The organism is Mucilaginibacter sp. SG538B, assembly GCF_013376065.1.
GTDB classification, from domain to species: domain Bacteria; phylum Bacteroidota; class Bacteroidia; order Sphingobacteriales; family Sphingobacteriaceae; genus Mucilaginibacter; species Mucilaginibacter rubeus.
Map to the genome: position 1 here is coordinate 2,231,065 of NZ_JABMJI010000001.1, position 14,385 is coordinate 2,245,449.

The following is a 14,385-nucleotide window of genomic DNA, read 5'->3' on the forward strand; positions in this document are numbered from 1 at the left end:
CAAATAAACTAAAACCTATTATGATCCCTACCACACCAGTACCAGTGAAGGATGGCATTGCCAACCCGGCGCCGCTTGGCCTTTGCGCTTTCGGAATGACCACCGTTTTATTAAACATTCACAATGCCGGTTTTTTTGAAATGAACACCATGATATTAGCTATGGGCATATTTTACGGCGGTTTGGCGCAAGTTATTGCCGGTGTTATCGAAGCTAAAAAGAACAATACCTTCGGGCTGACCGCATTCACCTCTTATGGATTTTTCTGGCTTTCATTAGTGGGCCTATTGGTAATGCCTAAATTTGGCTGGGGAGCTGCGCCATCTGAAGGGGCCATGATCGCTTACCTAAGCATCTGGGGTGTATTTACCCTGCTGTTGTTTTTTGGAACATTGAGGCTTAACCGTGCGCTGCAATTTGTTTTTGCATCGTTAACTATATTATTTTTCCTGTTAGTGGCTGGTGATGTCACCGGCAATGCAGGGATTAAGCACCTTGCCGGTTATGAAGGTATTATTTGCGGGGCGTCGGCCATCTACACCGGCATTGCCAATGTTTTGAATGAGATTTACGGAAAAACCGTTTTGCCAATTGGCCCGGTGAAGGTTTAAATTATTTGAGCTAAATTGCGCGGGTGAAAGATTATAAAAAATATTACAGCATACCGGCCACTCCCGAAGAGATATACATGGCCATCACCAACCCGGTTACAATTGAATTGTGGACTGGCGAAGTCGCAGAAATGTCGACAGAGCCCGGTACCGAATTTTCTATGTGGGATGGCAGTATAGTAGGTAAAAACATTGAATTTGAACCCAATAAAAAAGTGGTTCAGCAATGGTATTTTGAAGGACAAAGCGATAACTCTATCGTTACCATCAAATTGCATGCTGATAAACAAGGCACTTCGGCCGAGTTAAGGCACACCAACATTCCCGATGACGATTATAATGATATTGTTGACGGGTGGAACGAGAGCTACTTTGGCGGCCTGATCGATTTTTTTGAGGGAGCTTAAAACGCCGGTTATTCAACATCACCTCTTTAATAAAACAAAACATTTATAATTTATACGCATGAAACAAGGTCTTTTAATTGATATGGATGGTGTAATTTACAGCGGCGAAGAACTGATACAGGGCGCCGATAAATTCATCAAACACCTTATTGATAACGATATACCATTTGCCTTTATGACCAACAACAGCCAGCGCACCAGCCTGGAGGTTGTACGGAAACTTAAAAGATTGGGAATAACTGTAGAAACAAAACATATTTATACAAGCGCCATGGCTACCGGGAAATTCCTGGGCGATCAAAGCCCTAACGGTACCGCTTTTGTGCTTGGCGAGGGCGGCCTATTGAGCAGTTTGCACGAAAACGGCATCACGCTTGTTGATTCCGACCCGGAGTTTGTTGTTTTGGGCGAAGGCCGCAACTTTACATTGGAAATGGTGCAACGCGCGGTCGACATGATCCTGGCAGGCGCTAAGTTTATAACCACCAACAGGGACCCATCTCCTAAAAAACCAGGCTGGAACAATTTAGGTATCGCAGCTACAACAGCCATGATTGAGGAAGCTACCGGCCGTAAGGCTTTTGTAACCGGCAAGCCAAGCCCGGTAATGATGCGCTCGGCAAGGAAATTCCTGGGCCTTGAAACTGCCGAAACGACTGTAATTGGCGATACGATGGAAACTGATATCCAGGGCGGTGTACAAATGGGATATAAAACTATCCTGGTGCTATCTGGTATCTCCAGTAAAGATCAGTTGAGCCATTACGCGTTTAAACCGGATATGGTAGCGAGCTCGGTTGATAAGATAGTTTTTCCGCTTAAGTGGTGGTCATAAAATAGATTCTGTATCCTCATTTAAAGCGGACGATCCACAAGATCGCCCGCTTTTTGTTTTTAGATATTTTAATAGGTAGGCAGAAATCCGGCAATAAGGTACAGCACTTAAAATATAAAATAACCTGTAACGAAATCTTTAATATTCGCGTCCCATTTAAAAACTTACCTCATGCAAAACATGCAATCTTCTCACATACACAATAAATATACCCGGATGCTTATACTTACCTGTTTAGTTTTGTCCGGGCTCATCTGCAACTTACAAGCACAGATCATAAGCCCAGCCGGGAAACTTATCAGTAACACTGCTATGGATGCTTTTTTGAAAAAACAAATGGATTCGTTGCAGCTCCCGGGGGTATCTATCGCATTTATAAATAAAGGTAAGATAGTTTATCACCGGGCTTTGGGTATAAAAGATATTAAAACAAAAGCGCCTGTAGACGAGCAGTCGATTTTTGAAGCAGCCTCACTTTCCAAACCAATATTTACTTATTGGGTTTTAAAAATGGCAGATCGCGGAATATTAAGCCTGGATACTCCTTTGTATAAATATCTTCCCTATCCTGATATCGCACAGGATGAGAGATACAAACTAATCACCGCCCGGATGGTGCTTTCTCATCAATCCGGGCTTCCAAACTGGCGCTTCTTCACGGCCGATTCCTCTTTACACGTGAAACAAGGTGACCTTTATTTGAATTTCAAGCCCGGTACATCATTCAATTATTCGGGCGAGGGGTTTCTTTACCTGGGCAAAGTGGTAGCACATTTGCTTAACCGTTCATTGCAAAATATAGAGCCACTGTTTGAACGTGAAGTGGCTATCCCACTACACATGCCCCATAGTTCATACACTGCCAATACCTATATTTTGAAACATAAGGTCAGAGGACATCAGGCTGGGCACATAGATCCTGCTAACGGATTAAACTGGCCTGTAATTCCATCCATCAGCATTGATTCAAACACTTTCAATCCTGCAGCTTCCCTGCACACTAATGCTTTAGATTATGCCACATTCCTCATAGCCCTGATGAATGACCAAGGACTAAGTACCAATAGCATCCATGAAATGTTCCGGCAGCAATTAACCGTGCCCCTTCCCGAAGATTTCCGCAAAGCAGGCTATTCAGCCTGGGGATTGGGCATAGCAATAGCGCAAATTTCATCAGGTACAATTTACTTACACTCAGGCAATAATGGCAATTTTCAATCAGCTTTCATGATGGATAAGGCCCGGCAGTCCGGCTATGTATTTTTTACCAATTGCGATCACGGGAACACTTTTAATGAGAAACTGGAGGCTTTCCTTTCGCTTAAATAGGTTTACTATATTTGCTGCATGGATACACCACTCCAACTTTCCACTTTTGAATCTGAGTTTCGCGTACGCCCCGATGATATCGACATGTTTCAGCACGTACATAACAGCAAATATTTTGATTATGTACTGGCTGCGCGTTACGACCAGATGGAGCGTTGCTATGGAATGGCGATGGAAAAATTTATGGAACGCGGGTTCGGGTGGGTAGTACGTACCGCCCATGTGGATTATAAACGTGCTTTAACCATGGGCGATTACTTTATTGTGAAAACCGGTATTGAAAGTATTGACGACAAAGGCTGCCGTGTGAAGTTTACCATCACCAATAAAGCCACTAAAAAGATCTGCTGCGATGGTTGGTTTGATTATGTGATGATTGACATGGCTACCGGACGCGGTGCAAAGATCCCTCAGGATGTAATTGATCAGTACCTCATCTGATCGCCCGTTTTAGCTCCGCGGATGGAATTGGCTGATGGTGCTTTTTAAATACTCCCTGTCTAAATGGGTATAGATCTCTGTTGTGGTGATACTTTCATGTCCCAGCATCTCCTGTACTGCCCGTAAATCGGCGCCCCCTTCAACCAGGTGTGTGGCAAAGGAATGCCGAAAGGTATGCGGACTTATCTTTTTCTTCAATCCGATGGTTTCAGCCAACCCTTTGATGGTTAAAAAAATAATCTGCCGGCTTAACCTTGTGCCGCGCCTGTTCAGGAAAACATAATCCTCCTCACCTCTTTTTATTGGGTTATGTACTCTTACATTTTCTATCCAGATCTTCAGCGCTTTTATAGCTTCGCTGCCTATCGGCACCAATCGTTCCTTATTGCCTTTACCGGTCACCTTTATAAATTCAATATCAAGGTACAGGTTGGAGAGTTTCAGTTCGGTAAGCTCGGATACACGCAGGCCTGAACCGTATAGGGTTTCCAGGATGGCTTTGTTTCGCATGCCTTCGGGTTTGGAAAGGTCTAAGGCAGCTATAATTTTGTTGATCTCTTCATAGCTCAATGTATCCGGCAGTTTACGCCTGATCTTGGGCGATTCGAGCAGTTCTGACGGGTCAGATTTAATAATATCTTCCATCAGCAGGTATTTATAAAACGCTTTGATCCCGGATAGGATCCTGGCCTGGGATGACGGGATCATCCCCAGCTCATTTATCCAGTTGATGAACTCCCGTAAATTAGTTAAAGTAATTAATTCTGGTTTTAACTTAACTAACTGTAAATCTGAATATTGATATAGCTTTTCTATATCCCTGCTGTAAGCTTCGATAGAGTTGTCGGACAGCGACTTTTCTAATTTTAAATATGCCTGGAAACCTTTTATTGCCGAACGCCAATCCAATTGATTTTAGTTTTGATGATTTATAGCTAAGTTTGAACTAATGAAGATACAAATTATAAACGGCCCCAATTTGAACCTGTTAGGCGTTCGCGAAAAATCAATTTATGGCGATGCCAGTTTTGAAACCTACCTTGAAACTTTGCGCCAACGCTATGCAAACATCACCATTGATTATTATCAAAGCAACATTGAGGGCGAAATTATAAATAAACTGCATGAAATTGGGTTTAGTTACGATGGTATTGTGATGAATGCCGGCGCGTATACCCATACTTCTATTGCCATTGCCGATGCAATTGCAGCCATCAATACGCCGGTTATTGAAGTGCATATCTCCAACGTACACAAGCGCGAGGAGTTCAGGCATAAATCAATGATAGCGGCCAGTTGCCGTGGAGTAATTGCGGGTTTCGGGATGGATAGCTATCGCCTGGCCATTGAAAACCTGTCGCTCAAATAATATTAAAATATTTTATCGTTTTGATAAAACGCTTTTGGTGTAAAAGCGTTTAAACATTGCTTTCAGCTTATTGTTCCAGATGCTTAAAATATTCCGGGTTGCCGCGCTAAGTTTACTTTTTATTACGCTGTTATTCAGTGTTGATGCATTTGCCCAAGCCAAAAAGAAAAAGCCAAGATCGGTAAGAGACTCGCTTCGGGCTTCTATCCTTTCGCGTGATTCGATGATGCGGGCGCTCAAACGCTCGGATACATCGGTCAATAACCTGCTGCAAAAGGTTGAATATTACACATCTGCCTTTAACCAGATCAAAAGCAACCTGTCAAAAAAGTTAGATACGGCAGAGATCAGCACCAAGCTGCCATCATTTGAAAGGCGGATTACGCTCATCAAATCGCTTATTGATAATGATAAATCAAGCACGTTAAGGTACCTGTATACCATCAGGGATGTGCTTACCCGCAGTGATGACCAGCTTGACCTTTGGCAGGAGCAGCTTGCGGATATCAACAGTAAACTTGTTCAAAATCAAAACGATCTGGACGCTATATCGCGCGACAGCGTTTTAAAGATCCTGCCTGCCGATAGCTCGCTGGCTACCACTTACCTCATCCAGAAAATAGCTATCGACAGTAAATACCATCGCCTGGACACCACTAACAAAAAGGTGATGGTAAAAGTAGGCCTGCTGCAAAACCGCACCTCGGCTGTTTATATTTCGATACTTGACCTTAAAGACCAGATTGATACCAAGATCAGGGATTTCAGCATCAGGGCGATGTCTCAGGAGTATAGCAACATATGGAACATGAATGCTGATGAAGGCAGCGATTTCGGCCCGGCAACAAAAGCTACGGCCGATATGAACGCCAAGCTGTTCAACTTTTTTATAGGTCGGGATATCCTGATCCATCTTTCTGGCCTGGTGGTTCTATTTGTTTTTTTTGCCTGGGTCCGCGCCAGTCGCCGTAGGATCATACGTGATAACGATGCGCCCGAAAGTGTGTTTGGCCAGGCCAATTACGTTGTAAATTATCCATTTGTATCCTCAATTGTTTTAACTTTTACGTTGCTGCCAAACGTTTATGATCACCCGCCGGTAATTGTATTGGAGATGTTTTTATTGGTGCTGATGATCGCCCTGCTTTACCTCATAAAAAAGGCATGCCCTGCAACTATGTTCCGTTATATGCTGCAGCTATTTGGCATCACTATTATTTACAGCCTGAGCAATCTTTATATCCAGGTAACCAATATCGACAGGGTAGTTGTTTTGATTTCAGGTCTGGCGGCATCGGTAATAAGTTTCAGGTTTTTATCGGAAGTGCGCAAGGCCAGGGCTGATTACCTGCCTTATACCGGCTTTATATTGAAGGTTTTCATATTTCTGCAGGGAGCATCTTTTTTATGTAATGTTTTCGGCAGGGTGAGTTTGGCTAAAATCATTGGTGTTAGTGTAGTTTATAACCTGTGGCTTGCCCTTGCTATGTATTACATAGTGCATATCATTATGGAAGCCTTGTTCCTGCAACTGGAAGCCGGTAAAAAGAGCAACAACCTAACTTCTTTTATCGATTATAAATTAATGCAAAATAAGTTCAGGAGTGTGCTGAGCATATTGGCTACCTTGCTATGGCTGGTAATGCTTACCCAAAACCTGAACGTTGAAGATACCGTATTTGATTACCTGGGCGATTTTCTGACCAAAAACCGCAGCATCGGGGGTACCAATACCCAGTTCACGTTTCAAAGCGTGATCATATTTGTGGCCGTGATCTGGCTGTCATCTATCGCGTCAAAGATAATCAGCTATCTTTATGATATTGCAGCCAAGCATGCCAATGATATTGATGTAGCCAAGAAAAAGAACCGCACCTCTACCCTGCTTATCCGTATCGGGGTAATTGCTTTAGGCTTCTTCCTGGCCGTAGCTGCTTCAGGAGTGCCTATTGATAAGATTACTATCATTATCAGTGCCTTTGGTATTGGTATTGGTTTTGGCTTACAGAATATCGTTAACAACCTCGTATCGGGTTTGATACTTGCTTTCGAGAAACCGATCCAGGTTGGTGATATTATTGAAGTTGACAGCCGTTCGGGTACTATTATGGATATCGGCATCCGTGCCAGTAAAATTGCTACCGCCGATGGCGCGGAGGTAATTATCCCTAACGGCGACTTAATATCTCACCACGTAATTAACTGGACCTTAAGTAATAACAATCGCCGGGTTGAACTGATTATTGGGGTAGCATATGGATCAAACATTGAGCAGGTTAAGGCAATATTGTTAAATTTATTAACTAACCATGATGATATCATGAACCAGCCATCGCCTTCTGTATTCCTGCATAATTTAAATGAAAGCTCGGTTGATTTCAGGGTGTTTTTCTGGGCAGCCGATATCAATACCTGGCTTGGACTTAAGAGCCGCGTATTAGCCGATATTTACGATGCATTTAACAGAGAAGGTATCGAAATACCGTTCCGCCAGCAGGACGTACGCGTAATATGGCCAAAAGGCTTGCCTCCCATTAAAGTAGAAGCGCGGGGCATAAGCGACGAAACTGAGCCGGAACAGGGTACAGATGCCGCTAAAACTCCGAAGGATCAAGATCAGTAAAATGAGTTTTCTTTTTAACAAAGAAATCCCAAACTATACTGCCTCTGTATATGCCTTTTGTGTTTTGTACCGCGTTGCCTTTCGCCTTTTGCCTTTCGTCTTTAACCTTCTTGAAGAAACTTAACACAAAGCTTTGATGTGCCCTGCTTACTGCCCAGGCATCTTTGCGTTTACCTTCCATCAAAAACCTGAACAAGGCCAGGAGATCCATTATAAAACGGATGCTGATCACCCAAAACGCCCGCCAAAATGGAAGGTTCTTTTTTATAAGCAGCAGGTTATTCCTGAAATTGAGATAGGTCTTAAACGGGTTTTCGGCATTTAATGTACCGCCGCCAACGTGATATATGGTTGATTGCGCGCAGTACATTACTTTATAGCCCATGTTTTTTAAGCGCCAGCAAAGGTCGATCTCTTCCATATGGGCAAAAAAGCTTTCATCAAAGCCGCCGGCTTCATCCCAGATGCTTTTTTTGATAAACAAAGAAGCTCCCGATGCCCAGAATACCTCACCTGATTGCTCATATTGACCGTTATCCTTTTCCAGCTCGTAAAAGATTCTGCCACGGCAAAAGGGATAGCCGTGCTTATCAATAAAGCCACCGGCAGCACCGGCATGTTCAAAGTATTCTTTTTGTGCGTATGACCGGATCTTGGGAGCAGCAGCAGCAATTAAACTATCGCTTTCCATTAATTCGATAACAGGTTCAATCCATCCTGGAACAACCTCAACGTCCGAATTAAGCAGGATATAATAATCGGCATCAACCTGGGCCAGCACCCGGTTATACCCCCCTGTAAAGCCGTAGTTTTTATCATTTTGGATAATCCTTACCGATGGATAGTTTGCGCGCATAAACGCTATTGAATCATCCGAAGAAGCGTTATCCCCCATAACGATATCCAGGTTAGGATACGTTGAGGATAATACCGAAGGAAGAAATTGTTTAAGGTACTTTGCGCCGTTCCAGTTTAAAATAACTACAGCAACTTTAGGTGTATGGGTCATCTATGTAAATCCTCCGGCTTAAATTTCCATCTCCGGTGCGACCATAACCAGTATTGCGGTTCTTTCCTGATCATTCCCTCAAGGTATTTCACGTGCATATCTGTTATTTCGTGTTCGGCAGTTTCTTTTGGTGTTTCGGTAAGCGGGATTAGGGTATATTCATAATATCCGCGTTTTACCCTTTTCATGTCGTAAAAAACAACAGCGGCGTCAATTGTTTTGGCAATCTTTTCAATACCCAAAAATACCGCAGTTGGCTGATTTAAAAAATTGGTGAAATAGTTTACCTCATGCATTACAGGGGTTTGGTCGCCCACCAATACGCTTACGGTAAGCTCCTTACGGTATTCCACCATTTTGCGTAGCGTTTGCTTCATGGCTACCGGCTGCCCACCAAACCTTGACCGGATCTTAATAAAAAAATCATCAAACGTTTTGTTCGACAGGTTTTTGTAAATGATCATGAATCTTTTATCGGTAACAAAGTTGAAATTGAGGGCTGCCATTTCCCAATTGCAATAATGGCCGGCAACTGCAATAATACTTTTACCTTTAGCAAAGTATTCAAACACCAGGTCGGAGTTGGTAGCCACTACCCTTTTTTGGATCTGTTTTTCTGATACGGTGATCATTTTAATGGTTTCCACTATCAGGTCGGCCAGGTAGCGATAATACTTTCGTTCAATATCATGACGTTCCTGATCTGTTTTTTCGGGAAAGGAATTGCGGAGGTTTTGCTGCACTACATCACGGCGGTAATGAACAACGTAGTAAATAATAACAAACGCAATATCGGATAAAATGTATAAAAACCAAAAGGGAAGCAACGAGATAAGGTATAAAATTAATATCCCTAACTTAGTAAAACCCTTTTTTATCATTATTTTAGCCAATTTTGAGCACAAACATAAAATATATGATTGAAAAAGGCGCTGTGTTACCCATGTTTTATCTTCCACCGGTAGATTATTTTGTACAGTTAAATACGTACAAGCCTGATATACTGATAGAAAGAGAAGAACATTTCCCCAAACAAACTTATCGCAACCGGGCCAATATCTACTCGCCCGATGGTGTGCTGGCATTGGTGGTTCCGGTAATAAAAGGTTCAAAAAATCACACTAAAGTTAAAGATGTAAAAATCAGCTACGATTTTATGTGGCAGCGCCTGCACTGGCAAAGCTTGCAGGCCTGTTATCGCCGTTCGGCTTATTTTGAGTTTTATGAAGATGACTTTGCACCTTTTTATGAAAAACAAATTACCTACTTGTTTGATTATAATCAGGAGCTTTTGAACCTGCTGCTCAAGCTTACTAAAATAAAAACGGAATTAAATTACACGGATGAATACCAGCCCGAATATCCTAACCTGCACGATTTTCGGTTTTCTATCCATCCTAAAAAAGAAAGCGATATACAGCAGAAACCATATTTCCAGGTATTTGAAGACCGCAAGGGCTTTATGAAAAACCTGAGTATCATTGACCTGCTGTTTAACCAGGGCCCGCAAACCATAAACTATTTGTAGATGAATGGCAACTTTAAACGCCTGCGCCTTAAAAAACACAAACAAGCAGGAAATGTAGGCGACAGACCGGGTACTATCAGGGTAGCCGAGGATGCACTGAAACCCATTATATCAGTTTACTCATACAATAAAGATGAGTTGGTAACTTGCGAGGGCAAGGATATCAAAACAGCATTAAAACAGCTAAATAAATGTGATAATCATACCCATTGGATCAAGATTAATGGGTTGGGCGATGCCTCGCTGATTGAGCAAATTGGTGAACATTGCAATATCAATTCCCTGGTTTTGGAGGATATTGCCAACACCCACCAGCGCCCCAAATTTGATGAATACGAGGATTATGCCTTTTGTACCAGCCGCATTATTCATTTTAACAAGGATAATGAGATCATCAACTGCCAGTTCTCGGCTATTATAAAAGATAATATCATCATTAGCTTTGAAGAAGACCATGCTGAACGTTTTGATGCTGTAAAAACCCGCTTAAAGGCAGGGAAAGGTGCTATCCGCACTGCCGGACCGGGTTATATGTGCTATGCGCTTACCGATACCATAATTGATACCTACTTTGTGCTGCTTGCCGAAATAGGCGATCATTTGGATGCGCTGGAGGATAAGCTTTATCAAAGCGCCGATAAAACCATCATGTTTGATGCGCAGCAGCTAAAACGTACGCTCATTGTTGTACGCCGTGCCAGCTGGCCAGAAAGGGATAAGATCAATGACATGATCAGGTCTGAAAGCCCGCTGATAACGCCGGAAGTTAAATTGTTTTTGCGCGACGCCTATGATCATTGCATCCAGGCCATGGACCTCATTGAAAACTATAAAGAGGTAACGTCAAGTATCATCGACCTGTACCTATCCATGGTAAGTAACCGCATGAACGAGATCATGAAGGTGCTTACTATCATTTCTGTGATCTTTATCCCGCTTACTTTTATAGCCGGTATCTACGGGATGAATTTTTCCCGGCAGGATGATAAAGGCCATCTTCTGCCGGATAACATGCCAGAGTTATATTGGCACCATGGTTACATTTATGCTATCTTGTTTATGTTTTTGATAGCCATAATACAGGTGTTTGTATTTTGGAAGAAAGGCTGGTTTAACAGATTGTAGATGCCCCCCAGCCCCTTAAACGGGAGTTGTCGGCATAAAAAAGAAGCGTTACGAGTACTGCTTCTTTTTTTAATGGAGATGGGTAAAAAACCTGATCAGAATCCTCCCCCTTTAGGGGGTCGGGGGGCTTGGGCTTGAACTTGTTTCTTCACCATATACAGAATCTCACCCAGCCCATTTGTTTTGATCTCAAATGTGGTTGAAAGTAACATCCCCATTTTATCTTTAGTAAATCCTTTACCCGACATCCATTCCAGGTAAGATACTGGGATATCAGCTATAATAGTACCCTTATATTTGCCATAAGGCATCCGGGTTTGTACAATATCGATGAGAATTTTGGGATCGGGTTTTAAATTTTCCACGCGGTAAAGGTAAGCACAAAGCGATGGGATTCTGCTCCTATTCCTGCAATCCTTTTATAATAAAAAACGTTGCGAGTGCAGCTGCGATGCCAACTGTTGCTTTTAAGATACTGCTGCTTATATAAGGCGGGATATAGGTCACGCCCATTTCATCGGCAACAGCCGGATGCCCCACATAGCGGCCTTTTACGGGTATTGCAACCTGCTCAAAGTTATCGGCCAGTTCATGCAATTGATCATGCAGCTCACGGCCGCGCATTATCGGGCCATGGCCTGTGGCCACCGTACGTGGTTCAAGCGCGGCAAGCCTGCGTACTGATTGGGCAGCAGCTTCCCAGTCGGTAGTGAAATACCTTGGCGGTCCGGTTAACTTTTTAAGCGAACTAAATGAATATAAAGCTGATTCGGCCTTAGTAGTTGAAAAGGCATCCCCGGCTACAAGGGTCGAATTTATTGGCAAAAACAGGGAAATATGGCCCGCCGTATGGCCGGGTGTGTGAATGATCTTCCATTCGGGCAGTTCGGGGATCCCTTCCTCCATATCGATGGTTTTTACTTTAGTACCGAGGTTAATGGGGGATGTTGGGAAAAATACCGACAACAAGCTCATCAGTCCGTCGGTCAGCGATGGATCGGCTGGTGGGTATGATGACAGGCCTGTTAGGTAAGGCAATTCAAGTGCGTGGGCATAAACAGGTACATTCCAAATCTCCAAAAGTTCTGCTAATCCTCCCGAGTGGTCGGCATGTCCATGTGTGAGCACAATAGCTGCAGGCCTGGTTCCCGGGCCAAAAAGCTCTTCGGCCATGGCAATTATTTTTTTTGCCGAACCTTTTAACCCCGTATCAACCAAAACCCAACCTTTGGCAGCACCGGGACGGTTGGCGATCATGTAAACATTAACAAATAATAGTTTAGTTCCCCATACCCTTTGCGATACCTGGAAATATTTTGTACTGAGCCTTCTGTTCATGGTTTATAATTATTAACAAAACGTAACTCGTGTATTAAAAGTTTTAGTTGCTTAAATTTAAATACAATTTTATCAGTCTAAAATAAATAACATGGCCTTCGGCTTAACACCAGCGCAAACAGAAACTGCCAGAACTATGTTAGGTTAGTAAAACTATAAACACTATGAAACAACAATTTGATGCCACGCTTACGGGGACCGATAGCATTATTGAAGGTACAGCGCAACAGGTGACCTGGGCCGGTTATGCCAATGCATATGAGTTTAAATCGATAGATGGCACACTACATTTGGTAATTGTCAAAGATCAGGATAGCGAATGGATCAGGATTGATGGTACAGAGCCTTACCTTTCGAGCTGGATTGATGAACTGGCCGAACAGGCGGTAAGCCACTCTTTATAAAAAAAGGAAGCCGGATCATTTGCCCCGGCTTCCTTCGTTATATTTCATATGGTTAATCCAATTCAATTGGTTTCATTTTAGGCACCAGGAAATGCATAATGAGCCAGGCTAAAATGTAAGCGCTTCCGCAAACAAAGAACATAATATAATAGGCTATCTCAATTTTACCGATTGACCGGTAATACACAAACAGGTTTTTTTGCACGGCAAGCGACAGGAACACACCACCGATAGAACCGAACATGCCACCTAAGCCCGTTACCGAGCCAATTGTGCGTTTTGGGAACATATCCGAAACTGTAGTAAATATATTGGCACTCCAGGCCTGGTGCGCCGAAGCTGCTATACCAATTACGATAACGGCAAGCCACATATTAACACCGCCCAAAATTTGGGCAAATATGATAGGTATTACTGCCAGTGCATAAATAAACATGGATGTTTTACGGGCTTTAAACACCGGCCATTTATTTTTAATCAGGTTCATGGGCAGCCAACCGCCGCCAACACTCCCAAAGGTAGACATGGTATAAACCAACGCAACGGGAATGGCTATTTCTGTGCCCTTTAAATGATACTGGCTTTCCAAAAAATCGGGGAGCCAGAACAGGTAAAACCACCATATAGGGTCGGTAAGGAATTTACCTATAACAAATGCCCACGTTTGCTTAAACGAAAGCAGCTTGCCCCAAGATATTTTCTTTTGTTCAGCAGGCTGTAAAGCTTCAGTTTGACTGTCATGATCACTGTTGATGTAATCAAGCTCGGCTTTTGATACCTTGCTATGCTTTGAAGGTGCGCGGTAAATTACCTGCCATAATACAAGCCATATAAAACCGATTGAGCCGGTTATGATAAATGCCCAGCGCCATCCCCAGGCAGCTGCTATAAACGGAACTGTTAAAGGTGCAACTATAGCACCTATGTTTGCACCCGAGTTAAAGATCCCCGTAGCAAATGCACGTTCTTTTTTAGGAAACCACTCGGCCACGGTTTTAATAGCTGCAGGAAAATTTCCCGCTTCACTAAGGCCTAATGCAGAACGCACTACGCCGAAACCAAAGGTGCCGCCAACAAAAGCGTGGCACACCGCCGAAATACTCCATAGTAGTGTTGAAAGGAAATAGCCGAGTTTGGTGCCTATCTTATCAATGATCCGTCCGGCAGCCAGCAAACCTATTGAATAAGCTATTTTAAAAGCTATCTCAATGTTTGCATAATCACCATCATTCCATTTAAACTCTTTGGTAAGGTCTGATTTAAGCAAACTGATTACTGCCCGGTCAAGGTAATTAACGGTTGTTGCGAAAAATACCAGCGAGCAGATCACCCAGCGGTAGTTTCCAACTTTTTCTTCTCTCATTAT

Annotated in this window: 16 protein-coding genes; 10 read left to right on the forward strand and 6 right to left on the reverse strand. The window is 43.0% G+C overall.

Annotated elements, in window-relative coordinates:
• The first annotated feature begins 20 nt into the window (after window positions 1-20).
• From FHW88_RS08945 to FHW88_RS08965, 5 genes are all read left to right on the forward strand, one after another.
• On the forward strand, window positions 21-611 hold the full coding sequence (locus FHW88_RS08945; RefSeq protein WP_129570160.1) for an acetate uptake transporter: 591 nt from the start codon (window positions 21-23) through the stop codon (window positions 609-611).
• Between the two features lie 23 nt (window positions 612-634).
• Window positions 635-1,018 carry an SRPBCC domain-containing protein gene (locus tag FHW88_RS08950; RefSeq protein ID WP_091164811.1) on the forward strand — a complete coding sequence of 128 codons (384 nt, stop codon included), beginning with the start codon at window positions 635-637 and terminating at the stop codon, window positions 1,016-1,018.
• Window positions 1,019-1,076: 58 nt separating this feature from the next.
• Window positions 1,077-1,853, forward strand: coding sequence for an HAD-IIA family hydrolase (locus FHW88_RS08955; RefSeq protein WP_090525692.1), 777 nt, complete (start codon window positions 1,077-1,079; stop codon window positions 1,851-1,853).
• Between the two features lie 312 nt (window positions 1,854-2,165).
• Entirely contained in the window at window positions 2,166-3,182 is a 1,017-nt protein-coding gene (locus tag FHW88_RS08960; RefSeq protein ID WP_176624719.1) for a serine hydrolase domain-containing protein, read from the forward strand.
• Window positions 3,183-3,200: 18 nt separating this feature from the next.
• Window positions 3,201-3,623 carry an acyl-CoA thioesterase gene (locus tag FHW88_RS08965; RefSeq protein ID WP_090525696.1) on the forward strand — a complete coding sequence of 141 codons (423 nt, stop codon included), beginning with the start codon at window positions 3,201-3,203 and terminating at the stop codon, window positions 3,621-3,623.
• Between the two features lie 9 nt (window positions 3,624-3,632).
• Here FHW88_RS08965 and xerD read toward each other — a convergent pair whose 3' ends face one another.
• A complete protein-coding gene (xerD, locus tag FHW88_RS08970) occupies window positions 3,633-4,532 on the reverse strand; it encodes a site-specific tyrosine recombinase XerD (protein WP_176624721.1) in 900 nt (299 codons plus the stop codon).
• Between the two features lie 40 nt (window positions 4,533-4,572).
• Here xerD and aroQ point away from each other — a divergent pair, with 40 nt between their 5' ends.
• Window positions 4,573-4,992, forward strand: coding sequence for a type II 3-dehydroquinate dehydratase (gene aroQ / locus FHW88_RS08975; protein WP_090525703.1), 420 nt, complete (start codon window positions 4,573-4,575; stop codon window positions 4,990-4,992).
• A gap of 79 nt (window positions 4,993-5,071) precedes the next feature.
• Complete coding sequence (locus FHW88_RS08980) at window positions 5,072-7,615, forward strand: mechanosensitive ion channel family protein (protein WP_176624722.1); 2,544 nt, start codon at window positions 5,072-5,074, stop codon at window positions 7,613-7,615.
• Here FHW88_RS08980 and FHW88_RS08985 read toward each other — a convergent pair.
• Together FHW88_RS08985 and FHW88_RS08990 are read right to left on the reverse strand one after the other, a co-directional pair.
• Window positions 7,587-8,624, reverse strand: a complete 1,038-nt coding sequence (locus FHW88_RS08985) for a glycosyltransferase family 2 protein (RefSeq protein ID WP_176624724.1) — start codon at window positions 8,622-8,624, stop codon at window positions 7,587-7,589. The two genes, FHW88_RS08980 and FHW88_RS08985, sit on opposite strands and share 29 nt — an antisense overlap.
• On the reverse strand, window positions 8,621-9,505 hold the full coding sequence (locus FHW88_RS08990; RefSeq protein ID WP_090525709.1) for a lysophospholipid acyltransferase family protein: 885 nt from the start codon (window positions 9,503-9,505) through the stop codon (window positions 8,621-8,623). Before FHW88_RS08990 ends, FHW88_RS08985 begins: the two co-directional genes overlap by 4 nt.
• 35 nt (window positions 9,506-9,540) lie before the next feature.
• Here FHW88_RS08990 and FHW88_RS08995 point away from each other — a divergent pair, with 35 nt between their 5' ends.
• A complete protein-coding gene (locus FHW88_RS08995; RefSeq protein WP_176624726.1) occupies window positions 9,541-10,152 on the forward strand; it encodes a WbqC family protein in 612 nt (203 codons plus the stop codon).
• The gene (gene corA / locus FHW88_RS09000; RefSeq protein WP_176624728.1) at window positions 10,153-11,277 is read left to right on the forward strand and encodes a magnesium/cobalt transporter CorA; all 1,125 of its coding nucleotides are present in this window, start codon (window positions 10,153-10,155) and stop codon (window positions 11,275-11,277) included. It abuts the gene before it with no gap.
• A gap of 95 nt (window positions 11,278-11,372) precedes the next feature.
• Here the strand turns inward: corA and FHW88_RS09005 are convergent, their stop codons facing one another.
• Together FHW88_RS09005 and FHW88_RS09010 are read right to left on the reverse strand one after the other, a co-directional pair.
• Window positions 11,373-11,642, reverse strand: coding sequence for a DUF3820 family protein (locus tag FHW88_RS09005; RefSeq protein WP_176624730.1), 270 nt, complete (start codon window positions 11,640-11,642; stop codon window positions 11,373-11,375).
• A 37-nt stretch (window positions 11,643-11,679) separates the two neighbouring features.
• Window positions 11,680-12,615 carry an MBL fold metallo-hydrolase gene (locus tag FHW88_RS09010; RefSeq protein ID WP_176624733.1) on the reverse strand — a complete coding sequence of 312 codons (936 nt, stop codon included), beginning with the start codon at window positions 12,613-12,615 and terminating at the stop codon, window positions 11,680-11,682.
• A gap of 164 nt (window positions 12,616-12,779) precedes the next feature.
• On the opposite strand from FHW88_RS09010, the gene FHW88_RS09015 reads away from it, so the two are divergent.
• Entirely contained in the window at window positions 12,780-13,019 is a 240-nt protein-coding gene (locus FHW88_RS09015) for a hypothetical protein (protein WP_090525721.1), read from the forward strand.
• Between the two features lie 52 nt (window positions 13,020-13,071).
• On the opposite strand, the gene FHW88_RS09020 is transcribed toward FHW88_RS09015, so the two are convergent.
• Window positions 13,072-14,382: an MFS transporter gene (locus tag FHW88_RS09020; RefSeq protein ID WP_176624735.1), complete on the reverse strand. Its 1,311-nt coding sequence runs from the start codon at window positions 14,380-14,382 to the stop codon at window positions 13,072-13,074.
• Between the last annotated feature and the right edge of the window lie 3 nt (window positions 14,383-14,385).

Coding starts and splice junctions, on each gene's coding strand:
- FHW88_RS08945 (WP_129570160.1), top strand. CDS start 21: ATGATCCCTACCACACCAGTACCAGTGAAGGATGGCATTGCCAACCCG.
- FHW88_RS08955 (WP_090525692.1), top strand. CDS start 1,077: ATGAAACAAGGTCTTTTAATTGATATGGATGGTGTAATTTACAGCGGC.
- FHW88_RS08960 (WP_176624719.1), top strand. CDS start 2,166: ATGGATGCTTTTTTGAAAAAACAAATGGATTCGTTGCAGCTCCCGGGG.
- FHW88_RS08965 (WP_090525696.1), top strand. CDS start 3,201: ATGGATACACCACTCCAACTTTCCACTTTTGAATCTGAGTTTCGCGTA.
- aroQ (WP_090525703.1), top strand. CDS start 4,573: ATGAAGATACAAATTATAAACGGCCCCAATTTGAACCTGTTAGGCGTT.
- FHW88_RS08980 (WP_176624722.1), top strand. CDS start 5,072: ATGCTTAAAATATTCCGGGTTGCCGCGCTAAGTTTACTTTTTATTACG.
- FHW88_RS08985 (WP_176624724.1), bottom strand. CDS start 8,624: ATGACCCATACACCTAAAGTTGCTGTAGTTATTTTAAACTGGAACGGC.
- FHW88_RS08990 (WP_090525709.1), bottom strand. CDS start 9,505: ATGATAAAAAAGGGTTTTACTAAGTTAGGGATATTAATTTTATACCTT.
- FHW88_RS08995 (WP_176624726.1), top strand. CDS start 9,541: ATGATTGAAAAAGGCGCTGTGTTACCCATGTTTTATCTTCCACCGGTA.
- corA (WP_176624728.1), top strand. CDS start 10,153: ATGAATGGCAACTTTAAACGCCTGCGCCTTAAAAAACACAAACAAGCA.
- FHW88_RS09010 (WP_176624733.1), bottom strand. CDS start 12,615: ATGAACAGAAGGCTCAGTACAAAATATTTCCAGGTATCGCAAAGGGTA.
- FHW88_RS09015 (WP_090525721.1), top strand. CDS start 12,780: ATGAAACAACAATTTGATGCCACGCTTACGGGGACCGATAGCATTATT.
- FHW88_RS09020 (WP_176624735.1), bottom strand. CDS start 14,382: ATGAGAGAAGAAAAAGTTGGAAACTACCGCTGGGTGATCTGCTCGCTG.